This window comes from Clostridioides sp. ES-W-0016-02 (assembly GCF_020641035.1).
GTDB lineage: Bacteria > Bacillota > Clostridia > Peptostreptococcales > Peptostreptococcaceae > Clostridioides.
This window is the reverse complement of sequence record NZ_CP061361.1, coordinates 2,804,558-2,819,220: the sequence shown is the minus strand read 5'-3', so window position 1 is coordinate 2,819,220 and position 14,663 is coordinate 2,804,558. Positions and strand designations below refer to the sequence as shown.

15 protein-coding genes are annotated in these 14,663 nt (G+C 29.8%); 14 read left to right on the top strand and 1 reads right to left on the bottom strand.

The genetic code is table 11. The features are described from left to right. Nucleotides 1-28: 28 nt before the first annotated feature. From era to glyS, 7 genes are all read left to right on the top strand, one after another. On the top strand, nt 29-922 hold the full coding sequence (gene era / locus IC758_RS13425) for a GTPase Era (protein ID WP_227432596.1): 894 nt from the start codon (nt 29-31) through the stop codon (nt 920-922). 11 nt (nt 923-933) lie between these two features. Next, on the top strand, nt 934-2,313 hold the full coding sequence (mgtE, locus tag IC758_RS13420) for a magnesium transporter (protein ID WP_227432597.1): 1,380 nt from the start codon (nt 934-936) through the stop codon (nt 2,311-2,313). A 72-nt stretch (nt 2,314-2,385) separates the two neighbouring features. Next, a complete protein-coding gene (locus tag IC758_RS13415; RefSeq protein WP_227432598.1) occupies nt 2,386-2,541 on the top strand; it encodes a YqzL family protein in 156 nt (51 codons plus the stop codon). Then, nucleotides 2,507-3,280 (top strand): DNA repair protein RecO, encoded by a 774-nt coding sequence (gene recO / locus IC758_RS13410; protein ID WP_227432599.1) that lies wholly within the window; start codon nt 2,507-2,509, stop codon nt 3,278-3,280. The genes IC758_RS13415 and recO overlap by 35 nt, the downstream gene beginning before the upstream one ends. After that, nucleotides 3,273-3,872, top strand: coding sequence for a DUF4342 domain-containing protein (locus tag IC758_RS13405; protein WP_227860526.1), 600 nt, complete (start codon nt 3,273-3,275; stop codon nt 3,870-3,872). The genes recO and IC758_RS13405 overlap by 8 nt, the downstream gene beginning before the upstream one ends. Before the next feature lie 159 nt (nt 3,873-4,031). After that, nucleotides 4,032-4,910, top strand: coding sequence for a glycine--tRNA ligase subunit alpha (glyQ, locus tag IC758_RS13400; RefSeq protein WP_227432601.1), 879 nt, complete (start codon nt 4,032-4,034; stop codon nt 4,908-4,910). After that, nucleotides 4,910-6,976 carry a glycine--tRNA ligase subunit beta gene (gene glyS, locus IC758_RS13395; protein WP_227824173.1) on the top strand — a complete coding sequence of 689 codons (2,067 nt, stop codon included), beginning with the start codon at nt 4,910-4,912 and terminating at the stop codon, nt 6,974-6,976. Before glyQ ends, glyS begins: the two co-directional genes overlap by 1 nt. 74 nt (nt 6,977-7,050) lie before the next feature. Here glyS and IC758_RS13390 read toward each other — a convergent pair whose 3' ends face one another. Continuing rightward, entirely contained in the window at nt 7,051-8,598 is a 1,548-nt protein-coding gene (locus tag IC758_RS13390; protein WP_227432603.1) for a nitrite/sulfite reductase, read from the bottom strand. 277 nt (nt 8,599-8,875) lie between these two features. Between IC758_RS13390 and IC758_RS13385 the strand changes: the two genes are divergently transcribed. The 7 genes from IC758_RS13385 to IC758_RS13355 all read left to right on the top strand — a co-directional run bounded on the left by IC758_RS13385 (nt 8,876) and on the right by IC758_RS13355 (nt 14,642). Next, the gene (locus IC758_RS13385; RefSeq protein WP_227432604.1) at nt 8,876-9,643 is read left to right on the top strand and encodes an IclR family transcriptional regulator; all 768 of its coding nucleotides are present in this window, start codon (nt 8,876-8,878) and stop codon (nt 9,641-9,643) included. Between the two features lie 293 nt (nt 9,644-9,936). Further along, the gene (locus IC758_RS13380) at nt 9,937-10,134 is read left to right on the top strand and encodes a 4Fe-4S dicluster domain-containing protein (protein ID WP_227432605.1); all 198 of its coding nucleotides are present in this window, start codon (nt 9,937-9,939) and stop codon (nt 10,132-10,134) included. A 29-nt stretch (nt 10,135-10,163) separates the two neighbouring features. Further along, on the top strand, nt 10,164-11,240 hold the full coding sequence (vorB, locus tag IC758_RS13375; protein WP_227432606.1) for a 3-methyl-2-oxobutanoate dehydrogenase subunit VorB: 1,077 nt from the start codon (nt 10,164-10,166) through the stop codon (nt 11,238-11,240). Between the two features lie 2 nt (nt 11,241-11,242). Continuing rightward, entirely contained in the window at nt 11,243-11,962 is a 720-nt protein-coding gene (locus IC758_RS13370; protein ID WP_227432607.1) for a thiamine pyrophosphate-dependent enzyme, read from the top strand. Nucleotides 11,963-11,974: 12 nt separating this feature from the next. Continuing rightward, nucleotides 11,975-12,514 carry a 2-oxoacid:acceptor oxidoreductase family protein gene (locus tag IC758_RS13365; RefSeq protein ID WP_227432608.1) on the top strand — a complete coding sequence of 180 codons (540 nt, stop codon included), beginning with the start codon at nt 11,975-11,977 and terminating at the stop codon, nt 12,512-12,514. Nucleotides 12,515-12,672: 158 nt separating this feature from the next. Continuing rightward, nucleotides 12,673-13,731, top strand: a complete 1,059-nt coding sequence (buk, locus tag IC758_RS13360) for a butyrate kinase (protein WP_227482834.1) — start codon at nt 12,673-12,675, stop codon at nt 13,729-13,731. Nucleotides 13,732-13,748: 17 nt separating this feature from the next. After that, the gene (locus IC758_RS13355; RefSeq protein WP_227830746.1) at nt 13,749-14,642 is read left to right on the top strand and encodes a bifunctional enoyl-CoA hydratase/phosphate acetyltransferase; all 894 of its coding nucleotides are present in this window, start codon (nt 13,749-13,751) and stop codon (nt 14,640-14,642) included. Nucleotides 14,643-14,663: the final 21 nt, after the last annotated feature.

Below are 14,663 nucleotides of genomic sequence, written 5' to 3'. Positions count from 1 at the left end.
CAAGAAGATAAAAGTTAGGAGACAGTTAATGTTCAAATCAGGATTTGTCAGTATAGTAGGTAGACCAAATGTAGGGAAATCTACTTTAATGAATAATGTAGTAGGGGAAAAGATAGCTATAATGAGTGATAAACCTCAGACTACAAGAAATACAATACAAGCAGTCTATACAGATGAAGAAACTCAAATAGTATTTTTAGATACACCAGGTATTCACAAACCTAAAAATAAATTAGGTGAATTCATGGTAAAGGCAGCAACAGAAGCTTTTAAAAATGTAGATTTAATATTATTTGTAGTTGATGATTCTAAAAAAATAGGTCCTGGAGACAGAAAAATAATAGAGGATTTAAAATCTGTTAAGACACCAATAATTCTAGTTGTAAATAAAATAGACCAACTAGGTCAAAAAGATGAATTATTTGATATAATAAAAATGTATGATAGAGAAGGTATTTTCAAAGAGATAGTACCAATATCAGCGTTAAAAGGAAAAAATACAGATACTCTAATAAAAGTTATACAAAATTACTTAGAAGAAGGACCAAAGTATTTTCCAGATTATATGATTACAGATCAACCAGAGAGAGTATTAATAGCAGAACTTATAAGAGAAAAAGTTCTTCATTATCTTAATGATGAAATACCTCATGGTGTAGCTGTTGAAATTGAAAAAATGAAAGCAAGAAATGATAAAGAAATAGTAGATGTATCTGCTGTAATATATTGTGAAAGAGATTCACATAAGGGAATAATAATAGGAAAGAATGGTAGGAAACTAAAAGGAATAGGTAAATCAGCAAGACAAGATATAGAATTACTTTTAGGTTCACAAATAAATCTCCAGTTATGGGTTAAGGTTAAAGAAAATTGGAGAAATTTACAAAATTATATAAATAATTTTGGATATAATGATAAATAAAGGTGGGTTATATGGATAGGAAACTGGATGCTTCCCAAGATTTATTATATGAAGTAAAATCATTAATTGATAATAATAAAGTATTGGAGTTAAGAGAATTAATAGAGGAATATCATATAATTGATATATTCGATATAATGGAAAATTTAGAGGAAGACATGAAAATTCAACTGTTTGAAGTACTTCCTCTAGATATGGCATCTTCTATATTAGAAGAAGGTAGTGTAGAGTTTTTTATTAGTATTTTATCTAAGTTAGATGTAGAACATGCAAAAAACATACTTGAACTTATGTCTCTTGGAGACATGGCAGATAAACTTAGTGAACTTGAAGAAGAAGAAAGAGAACATATAATAAATCTTTTAAATCAAGAAAACGCTGACTATGTAAAAGAATTATTATTCTATGATGAAGACTCTGCAGGTGGAACAATGACCACTGGATATATTTCTATAAATAAAGATATGACAGCTCTTGAGGCAATAGAACATATGAGAGAAGAAGCTGATGAAGCTGAGACTATTTATTATATATATGTAGTTGATGATGAAGAAAAGCTAGTTGGAGTATTATCTTTAAGAGAGCTAATAATAGCGAGAGATGCAAATATAGTAGAAGATTTAATGAGTGAAAATATAATTTCTGTTTATGTAGATGAAGATAGAGAAGAAGCGGTTAGGTTAGTATCGAAATACAATTTAATAGCAATTCCAGTAGTAGATAGACAAGAAAAGTTAAAAGGGATAATAACAGTAGATGATATAATAGATGTTATGGAAGAAGAAGCAACTGAAGATATGTATAAATTTGCAGGAAGTTCAGAGCATGAAAGAGAAGTTGCTGAAAAGGAAAATCCTACATTGAAAGAGCAGACAATATCAGCTCTTAGAGGTAGACTGCCATGGTTAATTATTACATTAATTGGAGGTCTATTGGCTTCTCTAATACTTTCTAATTTAGATTATATAATGAACCCTATATATGCTCCACTGGTATTTTTTATACCTGTAGTAATAGGTATGGGTGGTAATATTGGAACACAATCATCTTCTGTTACAGTAATAACACTGTCTAATAAAGATTTGAATTTTAGCAATGTGGTAAGAGAAGGTATTGTAGGAATTATTACAGGTCTTTTGTGTAGTATAATAACAGGTATTGTAATTTACTTTGTTATGAAAAAATTAGACATTGTATTAATTGTTTCAATATCATTATTTATAAATATGGTTTTGGGTGCAACAATAGGTGCATTTATGCCTGTTTTATTAAAAAAGATGGATGCAGATCCATCTACAGTTTCATCACCAATTATATCTACAGCTCTTGATATAACTGGTATAGCAGTTTATTTTATAATAACGACAGCGTTATTGTCAAAAATTGTTTAATAACTTTATGTATGATTTATCCTCTTCTTACTAAAAATATAAGTATAAATGTAAGAAGGGGGTTTTTTAAAAATGAACAATATCAGTTGGGAAGTTTTTAAAAAAACAGGCAGTATAGATGCATATCTATACTTCTGTGATTGCAAAAACCTAAGTGAAGAAGTCGAAGAAGTAAGGGAGAAAAAAGAAGACGATGATAATCCTGAACACCCAGGGGATAGTACTTAAAGCTATAAGGTACAAGGAAAGTGATATAATACTTACTCTGTTTACGAGAAAGCTTGGAAAAGTATCTGCAATAGCAAAAGGAGCTAAAAAAAATAAGAGCTCTTTACTTTCATCATCACAGTTATTTTCTTATAGCAATTTTACTTTAAAAAAACAAGGAAATATGTACAAGGTTACTCAAAGTGAAATCATAAAGAGTTTTTATAATATATCCTACGATATAGAGGCATTTTCTTATGCTACATATATTACAAAATTAGTTGAAAATTCTATACTTGAAAATCAGACTAATAATAGGTTATTTATATTACTTGCACAGACGCTGTATTTATATACACAAGAAAATACAGATAATAGATTTGTAACAGCTGCATTTGAGTTAAAGTTCTTGGACTATATAGGATTTAAACCAATAGTAAATAAATGTATTAATTGCGGAAGTAAAATTTTGCAAAATTCTATGTTTAATGTTTATGAAGGTGGTATACTATGTAGTAAGTGTAATACACTTTTTGATAATAATATAAAACTGGATTTAACAACTGTTAGTCTCATGGAATATGTATTAAGGAATGATATTTTAACATGTAGCAAAGCTAAAGTATCAAAATATATAACACATGAACTCGAAAATATACTAGAAAAATATTTGAAAGTTTATGTTGATAATATTAATCTAAAATCATTACACGTATTGCAAAGTGTAAAAAACAATAAGGGAGTGGATAATAATGAGTAGTAATATAACTATTGAAATGGTTGATTCAGTCTTTGAAAGAGTTCCAGGAGCAACTTATGCAGAAGCAAAAGAAGCATTAGTGGAATGTAATGGAGATGTAATTGAGGCAGTAATATATTTAGAAAATAAAAAGAATACTTGTAATTGTAAAGCTAAATCTGCTAAAGAAACTATGGAAGAAGTATTTGGTAAAGATGGAGAAAATATAAAATATCAATTAAAAGAACTTCTTAAAAAAAGTAGTGTTGTAAGAGTAATAGTTGAAAAAGATGGAAAAACTATGATGAATATTCCTTTAACAGTAGGAGTTGTTGGATTAGCTTTTGTACCATTAGCTACTCTAGTTGGTTTATCAGCTGCTGTTATAAGTAAATATCGTATAAAAGTTCAAAATGAAGAAGATGGTGAAGTTGTAGACTTAGGTGAATTAAATGAAGAAAAACTTCATGTTTTGAAGAATATGATAACTAATGCAGCCAAAGATGTAAAAGATGTAGTAGTTGATAAAAAAGAAGATGATAAAGATGTAACTGTTGATCTAATGAAAGAAGAATCTGAAAAGAATAATGAAAACGAAGACGAAAATAAATAGATATAAAGTGACTTTTAAAAAATGAAAAGAAGATAATTATAAGAATTATCACTAACATTGACAAATTTTATAGAATTTGATATTCTAAAAGTTGTAGAAGAACTATTAAAATAGCCTTTCGTGTAGACGAGAGGCTTTATTGTTATAGGAGGGATTTTTATGAATTTTCAAGAAATGATACTGGCATTGCAAAAATACTGGTCAAAGCAAGGTTGTATCATGATGCAACCTTACGATGTCGAAAAAGGTGCTGGAACTATGAATCCTAATACTTTTTTAAGATCATTAGGACCTGAGCCTTGGCAAGTATGCTATGTAGAGCCTTCAAGAAGACCAGCAGATGGAAGATATGGTGAAAACCCAAACAGATTATATCAACATCATCAATTCCAAGTTATACTAAAGCCATCTCCAGATAATATACAAGAATTGTATTTAGAGAGCTTAAAAGAAATTGGAATTGACCCAAGTGAACATGACATAAGATTTGTTGAAGACAACTGGGAAGCTGCCACAGTTGGTGCTTGGGGACTTGGATGGGAAGTTTGGTTAGATGGTATGGAAATAACTCAATTTACATACTTCCAACAAGTAGGTAATATTGAATGTGAGCTTGAGACAGGAGAAATTACATATGGGTTAGAAAGATTAGCTATGTACATTCAAGAAGTTGATAGTGTTTATGATTTAAAATGGAATGATAAAATAACTTATGGCGAAGTGTTTAATAAAGCTGAGTATGAAAATTCAGTGTATGCGTTTGAATTATGTGATGCAGATATGTTGTTTAATCTGTTTGATATATATGAAAAAGAAGCATTAAGACTTATGGAAAGTGGTCTTGTAATACCTTCATATGATTATGTATTAAAATGTTCTCATGCATTTAATACATTGGATGCAAGAGGAGCAATAGGTGTTAGTCAAAGAGCTTCATTTATAGGTAGAGTTAGAAATATGGCAAAAACTGTTGCAGAAACTTTTGTAAAACAAAGAGAAGAAATGGGATTCCCTCTTTTAAAGGACGGTGACAAATAATGAAAAATTATCTTTTATTTGAAATCGGTGTTGAAGAAATGCCATCAAGATTTATGGGTAGTACACTAGAACAATTAAAAAACAATCTTAATAAATTATTTGAGGAAAATAGAATATCTTTTAATAAAATAGATGCCTATGGAACACCAAGAAGATTGACTTTAGTAGTTGAAGGTTTAAGTGATAAGCAAAGTGATTTAGAAGAAGAAATAAAAGGTCCAGCTAAGAAGATTGCTGTTGATGAAGACAATAATTTCACAAAACCAGCTTTAGGATTTATAAAAAGTAAAGGATTAAGCGAATCTGATATATATTTTAAACAAGTTGGAAAAGATGAATATATTTTTGCTACTATAAAGCAAGCTGGGAAAGACACTTCAGAAGTGTTAAAAGAGATATTACCAGAAACTATAAAATCTGTAGTATTTCCAAAAGCTATGCGTTGGGGAGGAAAAAACCTAAAATTTGCAAGACCTATAAGATGGATAGTTACATTGTTAAATGATAAGGTATTAGAATTTGATTTAGAAGGAATAATATCTTCTAATGTAACAAAAGGGCATAGATTCTTAGGAGAAAGTACAATAGAAGTTAATTCTATAGAAGAATATTTTGAAAAATTAGAGAAAAATTATATAGTTTTAGACCAAAATAAGAGAAAAGAAATTATAAGAAAACAATGTATAGAAGTAGCCAATTCTTTAGGTGGCGAAGTTGAGTTTGATGAAGATTTACTTGAAGAAGTAACTTACTTAGTTGAATATCCAACTGCTTTTTATGGCGAATTTGATACAGATTATATAAAACTACCAAAAGAAGTTGTCATAACTCCTATGAAACAACATCAAAGATATTTCCCAGTTCTTAAAGAAGGAAAACTGTTACCTAACTTTATAGCTGTTAGAAATGGAGATTCTTACAGAATAGATAATGTTAAAGCTGGAAATGAAAAAGTTTTAGAAGCAAGACTTGCTGATGCTTTATTTTTCTATAGAGAAGATACTAAGAGAAACTTAGAAAGCTACATAGAAAAATTAAAAACTGTTGTTTTCCAAGTAAAATTGGGTACTATTTATGACAAAACTTTAAGACTTGAAAAACTAAGTGCTGATATACTTGATAGTTTAGGATTAGCAGATGAAAAGGCAGACACTATGAGAGCTGCTAAATTATCTAAAGCAGATTTAGTTACTGGAATGGTAGGAGAATTTGATGAATTACAAGGTTTTATGGGAAAAGAATATGCGAAGGTTGGAGGAGAAAATGATGTTGTAAGTGAAGCTATTTTTGAACATTATTTACCAAGATTTGCAGGAGATATTCTTCCTAAAACTAATGCAGGGGTAGCTTTATCAATAGCTGATAAATTAGATTCAATAGCAGGATTTTTTGCTATAGGAATACAACCAACAGGTTCTCAAGACCCATATGCTTTAAGAAGACAAGCTTTAGGTATACTTAGTATACTTATGGATAGAAAAGTAGCTGTAGACTTAAAAGTACTTATTGAACATGCTTTAGATAATTATTCTAACTTAGATTTTAATAAAGAAGATGTTGTTGAACAAATAATGAACTTCTTTAATGAAAGAGTAAAAAATCTATTTAAAGATTTAGGTATAAGATATGATGTTGTTGATGCTGTTTTAAGTTCTGATATAAATGATATTTCTGATATGCATATGAGAGCTTTAGAGCTTAATAATTGGCTAGAAAAAGATGAATTAGTGGAAATGCTTACTGCATTTAATAGAGTTTCTACTTTGGCTCAGAAAGCAGAATGTGATAAGGTTGATGAAAGTCTATTAAAAGAAGATGCTGAAATTAAGCTTTATAATGAATTTAAGCAAGTAAAAGTAAGAGTAAAAGAATTATTAAAAGATAAGAAATACGGTACTGCTTTAGATGAGTTTGCATCTTTAAGACCTGTAGTTGATAACCTATTTGATTCAGTTATGGTTATGGATAATGATGAAGCAATTAAAAATAACAGACTTGGTCTACTTAAACAAATATATGATACTATGTTAGAAATTTGTGATTTATCTAAAATAGTTTATAAATAGTATAAAAACATAAACGATTGTAAAAAATGAGATAGTTATAAGCTATCTCATTTTTTATAATCATTTATGTTAAGTCATATTTTATACTTATCAATTATTTTATTTAATAAATCATCATTTGAATCTATCCATTCATAAAAATTTTCTGATGAAACCTCAGCTATTTCATAAAGCATTTTAGGAATGTCACTAGCCTTAAAATCTCCTAGAGATTTTCCTAGTCTAGTCTTACCTATTTCAAAACTACCTCCAACAAATAATTCAAATGCATCAGTAGATACTCCATTGACATTTTTCTTTTTACCACATAATCCTATGCTACCAATTTGGTGAACACCACATGAATTTAGACATCCTGAAATATACAGTTTAGGAGCTTTACTTAAAACTTCTTCATTGTTTTGTAATCTAAAATAATCTATTATCTCATGTAATATTTTTTGGCTATTTTGTATACCCATCTGACAAATAGGAACACCTATGCAGGAGATACTCTGTTCTAATTGAGAGTTACAACTAATAGTCTTGCTTATTTCTAATATCCTTTTTGCCTCATTTCCATCTAAATTTAGAATGTACAAGCCTTCTGTCATACCTAATCTAATCATAGGATTTTTAATATTATCTAACTCTTGAAGTAAAAATTTTAAATCTTTAGTAGATAATAGACCTCCAATTGGATGTATATATACAGTATATAAGCCAGATTGTTTTTGATGGATTAATCTAGAGTCATGTAAATCTATCTTAATTCCAGGTTTAGAATAGTCAATTTGTTCAACATTAAGTTCAAGATTACCTTTTTCTTTTTCTAATTTATAGTATTCTTTAAATTTTTCTAAAAACATATTTTCTCCAAGCGTTTCAACCATATATCTAACCCTAGCTTTGTTTTTATTTTCATAATTACCATAAGCCATAAAGAATTTAATCATTCCTTCTACACAATATAATGCATCTTTAGGTTTTATAACTTCATCAAGTTCTAAAGCAACTTTAGGTTGTTTACCTAAACCTCCACCTAAGAAAACTCTAAAATATGGTTTGCCATTTTTTAGAGTAGCTACAAATCCTAAGTCTTGTATACTACAATGGGCAGAATCTGTGTAACAACTAGAATAGGAAACTTTTAGTTTCCTAGGTAAGTGATATGTAGTAGCATTTTTGATAAAATATTTATCAGTAGCAACTGCATAAGGGGTAACATCAAAAGCTTCGTCAGGGTCAACTCCTGATAATGGAGATAAGCCTACATTTCTAGGATAGTTACCACCACCGCCTCTAGTGAAGATATCATTTTTTATTCCCTCTTCCATAATATCAACTATAGAGTCTATAGACAAGTCATGTAATTGTATAGCTTGTCTAGTTGTTAAGTGTATCTTATCTAGCTTATGTTTGGTAGCCATTTGGTAAATTTTTTTAAGTTGAGATTTCGACAATACCCCAGCAGATACTCGAAGTCTTATCATAAATGATTTTTTGTCTCTTTGAGCATAAACTCCATATCCACCAGAAAATCCTTTGTATTGCATTTTATTTATTTCTCCATTTAATAATTTTAAAGAATATTCTTTAAAATTATCTAGTTCATTTAACAATGTCTCTTTTAAATTATCCATTATTTCACCTCATTATTAGACTTGTATAAAAATAAATATGCTGTATAATTATATATATATTATTATCTAGAGTTGGTAAAAATATAACAGTAGAGTACTATTAAAAGTCAAAATAAGGAACATATACTTAGTATGACTCTTTATTTTGTTAAATAAGTATAATATTTTTGTTTTATAAAATATAATTAAGATAAATAGATAATTTTGTAATTTTAATATATAATATTTAGTATAGTGTTGAATAAACGCTTAATATTCGCAGGAGGAGTACTTGTATATGGGAGAAATAATAAATGCATTAGATAGAGCCCTAGACATAATTTTGCTATTATATCATGAAAAGAGAGAAATGGGAATAACTGAAATAAGTAAGATTATGGGAGTATATAAGAGTACTATACATAGAACTTTAGTAACTCTTGAAAACAAAGGTTTTGTTATACAAAACACTGAGAATGGTAAGTATTGGTTGGGAATAAATTTATATGCAATAGGTATGGTTGTGGGAGAACAGATGTCATTGACTGAAATAGTAAAACCATATACGAAAAAATTAAATCAAGAATTTAACGAAGTGGTGAATGTGTCTATACTAGAAGAAAGAGCTCAAGATTCTCCAAGAAGTATCATAATACATAAAGAATATGGTTCAAATCAATTACTCTCAGTAAATCCGTCAGTTGGTTCTAGTAGCGAATGTTATTGTTCAGCGGTTGGGAAATGTCTTATGGCATTTAATGATTCTATAGATTTTGAAAAATACAGAAAAACTCCAATACACAAATATACAGAACATACAATTGATAATTGGGATGATATGATGATTTTTTTGGCAAAAATAAAAGAGCAAGGATATGCTCTAGATGACCAAGAACTAGAACATGGTTTAACTTGTATTGGAGCACCTATTTTGGATAAAAACAATAAAGCTATAGCAGCAATAAGTCTATCAGGTCCGACTATAAGGATGCGAGAAGGAGACTTTGAATATAAAATTAAAAGGGTTATAGAAACTGCAAAGAGCATATCTGAACTTTTTAGATAATTTTAAGAAATAAATTTGAATAATAAAAAGAGACTAAATTTAAATTGTTATTTGTAAATACCAGTTTAGATATGGTCTCTTTTTTATTGAATATAAAAATTAAATATTTTTAAAATTGAAAAAATTATTGAAATATATAAGCGAATGTGATATCTTTTAATTAAGCAATACAAAACAGAACAGTGTTCTAAAGAATAGAACAATAATAAAATATATATATAATAAACCCACATGAATATTATATATTTAAAATTAGGTAAAAAAATTACTACATAAGAGGGGAGATTTGAAAAATGGAAAAAGTCAAGTTGAGTGTTGAAAGATGTAAGGGGTGTTATCTTTGTATTGAAGCTTGCAAAAAAGAAGCAATAAGTCTTTCTGATTACACAAATAAAAAAGGCTTTGTAACAGTCAAAGTCGATGAAGAAAAGTGTGTTCAATGTGGCGCTTGTTATACAATGTGTCCTGATTTAGTATTTGAGATATTATAAATAACTTTTTATTGGAAGGGAGAAAACGTATGCAAAGTTTATTAATTAAGGGAAATGAAGCCTTAGCAGAAGGAGCTATACGTGGTGGATGTAGATTTTATGCAGGTTATCCAATAACACCACAATCAGAAATATTAGAAATGATGGCTTGGAGACAAAAAGAGGTTGGAGGAGTATTTATTCAAGGTGAATCTGAAATAGCCAGCGTAAATATGGTTATGGGGGCAAGTGCACTTGGAGCAAGAGCTATGACATCTTCATCTGGACCTGGATTTTCATTAAAACAAGAAGGAATTGCATATTGGGTATCAGCTGGTTTACCAGCAGTTGTAGCATGTGTACAGAGATATGGTATAGGAGATGGATTTATAGGAGCTGGTCAAGATAATTACTGGCAAGCTGTAAAAGGTGGAGGAAATGGAGATTATCATTTAATTGTATTAGCACCTAATAGTGTTCAAGAAAATATGGATATGGCATATGAGTCTTTTGAATTAGCTGAAAAATATATGCATCCAGTACTTATACTTTCTGATGCTACAATAGGTCAAATGGTAGAACCTTGTATAGCACCACCAATGAAAGAATATGATAAGGATAAAGCTCCATGGGCAGCAAAAGGAACTCCTGTTGGAGAAAAAAATAAAGTAATAACTGATATAACATATTTTGAGGACCAAGATACATGGCAAAAAGGTTATATAGAAAAAATGAGAAAAGTTCAAGAAAATGAACAAAGATGGGAAGAAATAGAGATAGAAGATGCAGATGTGGTATTTGTTGCATATGGAATTTCTTCAAGAATAGCAGAAGGCGCAGTTAGAGATGCAAGAGCAAGAGGTATAAAACTTGGATTAATAAGACCAAAAACATTGTGGCCTTACCCAAGAAAAGCTTTTAAAAAATTAAAAGATTCATTAAAAGGGCTTGTAACAGTTGAAATGAATATGATGGCACAAATGAAGGAAGATGTAATTATAGCATGTAATAATAGATTCCCAGTATATTCAGTAGCAACAGCTCAATATATGGCAGAAGTAAATCAATTAATAGATTTTGCTCAAGAGATTATAGATGGAAAAGCTAAGCAAGAGGAGGTATTTTAATTATGGCTAAAAAAGCACCAGCAATAATGATGTGTGAAAATATGTTCTGTGGAGGCTGTGGACACTCTATAGTCGATAGAATTATTGGAGAAGTATTAACAGAAATGAATATATGTCAAGATACGATTATATGCTCAGATATAGGATGTAATCATATGTTTCAATTTAGTATGAATGTAGATGTTGTTGTTCCTCCTCATGGTAAAATGGGTGCAGCTATGGCAGCTATGAAAAGAGTTAGACCAGATAAATATATATTTACAATAGCTGGAGATGGTGGAGCTTATGCAATAGGGCTTGGAGAAACTATGTCAGCTGCTACTAGAAATGATAATGTAATATTTTTAGTTATGAATAATAATATGTTTGCAATGACAGGTGGGCAAATGGCTCCAACTACTGTACAAGGTCAACATACAGCTTCTACTCCAGCAGGTAGAACATATGAAGACCATGGCTCAACATTTGATGTTGTAAAAGTTATGGGAAATTTAGATATAGCATATTTGGCAAGAGGAACAATAACTAACCCTAAAGAAATAAATACAACAAAAAGATATATCAAAAAAGCACTTGAAAAACAAAAAGATAAAAAGGGCTTTTGCTTAATAGAAATACTTGTACCATGTCCAACAAACTGGGGATTAAAGCCAGTAGATGCTATGAAGAGAATAGAAAACGAACTTGTTCCAAAGTATCCACTTGGAGAATTTATTGATTAGGGAGGAAATAATATGTTAAATGAAATTATATGTGCTGGTTTTGGAGGACAGGGAGTTCTTACAGCAGGAAAAATTATAATGTATGTTGCATATAAGGCAGAAAAGAAGATTACATGGTTCCCATCTTATGGAAATGAGATGAGAGGAGGAAGTGCAAATTGTAATGTTGTTGTAAGTGATGAAAAAATTGCAAATCCTTGTGTAAAAAATCCAGATATCTTATTGGGAATGAATAGTGTATCAGTAGATAAGTATGAGAGTTTAATGAAAGCAAATGGTTATATGTTTGTCAATGAATCACTAGTAAATAAGGATAGAAAATATAGAGAAGATATTAATGTTATAAAAGTACCTGTTACTGAAATAGCTCAAAATTTAGGTAATGAAAAATCTGCTAATATTTGTATGTTAGGTGCTATGGTGAAGAATTTAGATTTATTCACAAAAGAAGAATTTGAAAGTGGTATGTGTGAATACTTTGAAAATCAAGGTAAAGGAAAGTTTAATGCCAAAAATGTAGAAGCATTTGAAGCTGGATATGACTATGAGTGAATATTTTAAATATTTAAAATTATTATTGAAATACTCATTTTTATGTGTTAGTATTTAATTAATAAAATATAGAACGTCGTTCTGAGTAATAGGACGACGAAAATTTTAAAAAATTAACAGAACGACGTTCTACAGTATGAAACCGAGGAGGCGTTGAAGTGAAAATTTTAGTAATTAATCCTGGTGGTACATCTACAAAGATTTCTGTATTTCAAGATAAAGATGAAGTTTTGAAAAAAAATATAACTCATACAAGAGAAGATTTAAAAAAATTTTCCAAGGTATTTGATGAATATGATTATAGAAAGCAATTAATAGTGGATGTTTTAAGTAGTGAAAATCATGATATAAATTCTTTTGACGCAGTAGTGGGTCGTGGTGGACTTATGAAGGCTATAAAAGGTGGTACCTATATTGTAAGTAAAGAAATGATTGAGGACATGAGAAATGAAATAAATGGAGAACATGCATCAAACTTAGGTGCCTTGTTAGCTAAGACTATAGCAGATGAAATAGGAGTTCAATCATTTGTAGTAGACCCAGTTTCTGTAGATGAATTTGATGATGTATCAAGGATTACAGGTATATCAGATATAGAAAAAGCTAGCTGGCTGCATGCACTAAATCATAAGGCTGTATCAAGAAAAATAGCACAAAAACTAGGTGGAAAATATGAAGATTATAACTTTATTGTAGCTCATCTAGGTTCTGGAATATCAATTGTAGCGCATAAAAAAGGAAAAATGATAGATGGAAGTGGTGGAAGGTCTGATGGTCCATTTTCGCCAGAAAGAAGTGGAGGATTACTTGCATACCCTCTTATAGAATTATGCTACTCAGGAAAATATACTCACGATGAAATGGTTGCAAAAGTAAGCTCAATTGGGGGTATGTACGATTATTTAGGAACAAAAGATATGATAGAAATTGAAAATAGAATTAAAGATGGTGATGAAAAAGCTAAACTTATAATGGATGCATTCATCTATCAAACAGCTAAAGAAATTTCTATGTATGGAGCATCACTTTCTGGAGATATAGATAGAATTATTTTAACAGGGGGAATATCGCATTCGGAAATGGTGATTAAAGGAATAATGGAAAAAGTTTCATATTTAGCACCAGTAGAGATAGTGGCAGGTGAGATGGAAATGGAAGCACTTGCTCTTGGAGCTCTTAGAGTACTTAATGGAGAAGAAATGGCAAAAACTTATTAATATTTAGGAGAAAAAATATGTTAAAAGATTTTAATAATTTATTAGAAGAAGCTAAAAAGCTTGAACCTGTTATTGTAAGTGTTGCTGTTGCAGAAGATGAAGAAGTGTTAAAAGCTGTAAAATCAGCAACAGATTTAAATCTTATAAAACCAATTCTCGTAGGCAATAAAGATAAAATAGAAAATATATCAAAAGAGATTGGACTAAAGGGATATGAAATAATAGGGTGTCAAAATCCTGATGAATCAGTTAAAAAAGCTGTAGAAGTAGTTAAAAATAAGGATGCTAAAGTTCTTATGAAGGGGTTAGTAAATACAAGTGTTTATATGAGAGCTATATTAAATAAAGAGTTTGGTCTTAGAACAGGAAGACTTTTAAGTTTACTTGCAGTATATGAATTGCCTCAATACCACAAACTTCTTTATTGTACAGATAGTGGTATAAATGTATCTCCAAATTTAAATCAAAAAAAAGATATATTGATAAATTCACTTCTTACTATGAAGAGTATAGGTATGGAAAATCCTAAAACTGCGATACTTACTGCAAATGAAATGGTAGACCCCAAAATACAATCTACAGTAGATGCTAATTCACTTGTAGAGATGGTAAAATTAGGAGAAATACCAAATTGTATAGTAGAAGGTCCAATAGCCTTTGATGTTGCATTTGATGCATATGCAGCAAAGCATAAAGGTATCGAAAGTAATATTGCTGGCGATGTTGACTTACTTGTATTTCCAAATATAGAGGCAGGAAACATATTAGGAAAGTCATGGCTTAGATTCAATAAAGCTAAGTGGGCAGGGATTGTTTTGGGGGCAACAAATCCAATAATTTTAGGTTCACGCTCTGATACAGCCGAAATTAAAATAAATTCAATAGCACTAGCCTGCTTAGCATCACAATAAGAAATTATTTAAAAGGGGATG

Excerpts from the sequence above, each read along its gene's own strand:
- era (WP_227432596.1), top strand. The coding sequence starts at position 29 with ATGTTCAAATCAGGATTTGTCAGTATAGTAGGTAGACCAAATGTAGGG.
- mgtE (WP_227432597.1), top strand. The coding sequence starts at position 934 with ATGGATAGGAAACTGGATGCTTCCCAAGATTTATTATATGAAGTAAAA.
- IC758_RS13415 (WP_227432598.1), top strand. The coding sequence starts at position 2,386 with ATGAACAATATCAGTTGGGAAGTTTTTAAAAAAACAGGCAGTATAGAT.
- recO (WP_227432599.1), top strand. The coding sequence starts at position 2,507 with ATGATAATCCTGAACACCCAGGGGATAGTACTTAAAGCTATAAGGTAC.
- IC758_RS13405 (WP_227860526.1), top strand. The coding sequence starts at position 3,273 with ATGAGTAGTAATATAACTATTGAAATGGTTGATTCAGTCTTTGAAAGA.
- glyQ (WP_227432601.1), top strand. The coding sequence starts at position 4,032 with ATGAATTTTCAAGAAATGATACTGGCATTGCAAAAATACTGGTCAAAG.
- glyS (WP_227824173.1), top strand. The coding sequence starts at position 4,910 with ATGAAAAATTATCTTTTATTTGAAATCGGTGTTGAAGAAATGCCATCA.
- IC758_RS13390 (WP_227432603.1), bottom strand. The coding sequence starts at position 8,598 with ATGGATAATTTAAAAGAGACATTGTTAAATGAACTAGATAATTTTAAA.
- IC758_RS13385 (WP_227432604.1), top strand. The coding sequence starts at position 8,876 with ATGGGAGAAATAATAAATGCATTAGATAGAGCCCTAGACATAATTTTG.
- IC758_RS13380 (WP_227432605.1), top strand. The coding sequence starts at position 9,937 with ATGGAAAAAGTCAAGTTGAGTGTTGAAAGATGTAAGGGGTGTTATCTT.
- vorB (WP_227432606.1), top strand. The coding sequence starts at position 10,164 with ATGCAAAGTTTATTAATTAAGGGAAATGAAGCCTTAGCAGAAGGAGCT.
- IC758_RS13370 (WP_227432607.1), top strand. The coding sequence starts at position 11,243 with ATGGCTAAAAAAGCACCAGCAATAATGATGTGTGAAAATATGTTCTGT.
- IC758_RS13365 (WP_227432608.1), top strand. The coding sequence starts at position 11,975 with ATGTTAAATGAAATTATATGTGCTGGTTTTGGAGGACAGGGAGTTCTT.
- IC758_RS13355 (WP_227830746.1), top strand. The coding sequence starts at position 13,749 with ATGTTAAAAGATTTTAATAATTTATTAGAAGAAGCTAAAAAGCTTGAA.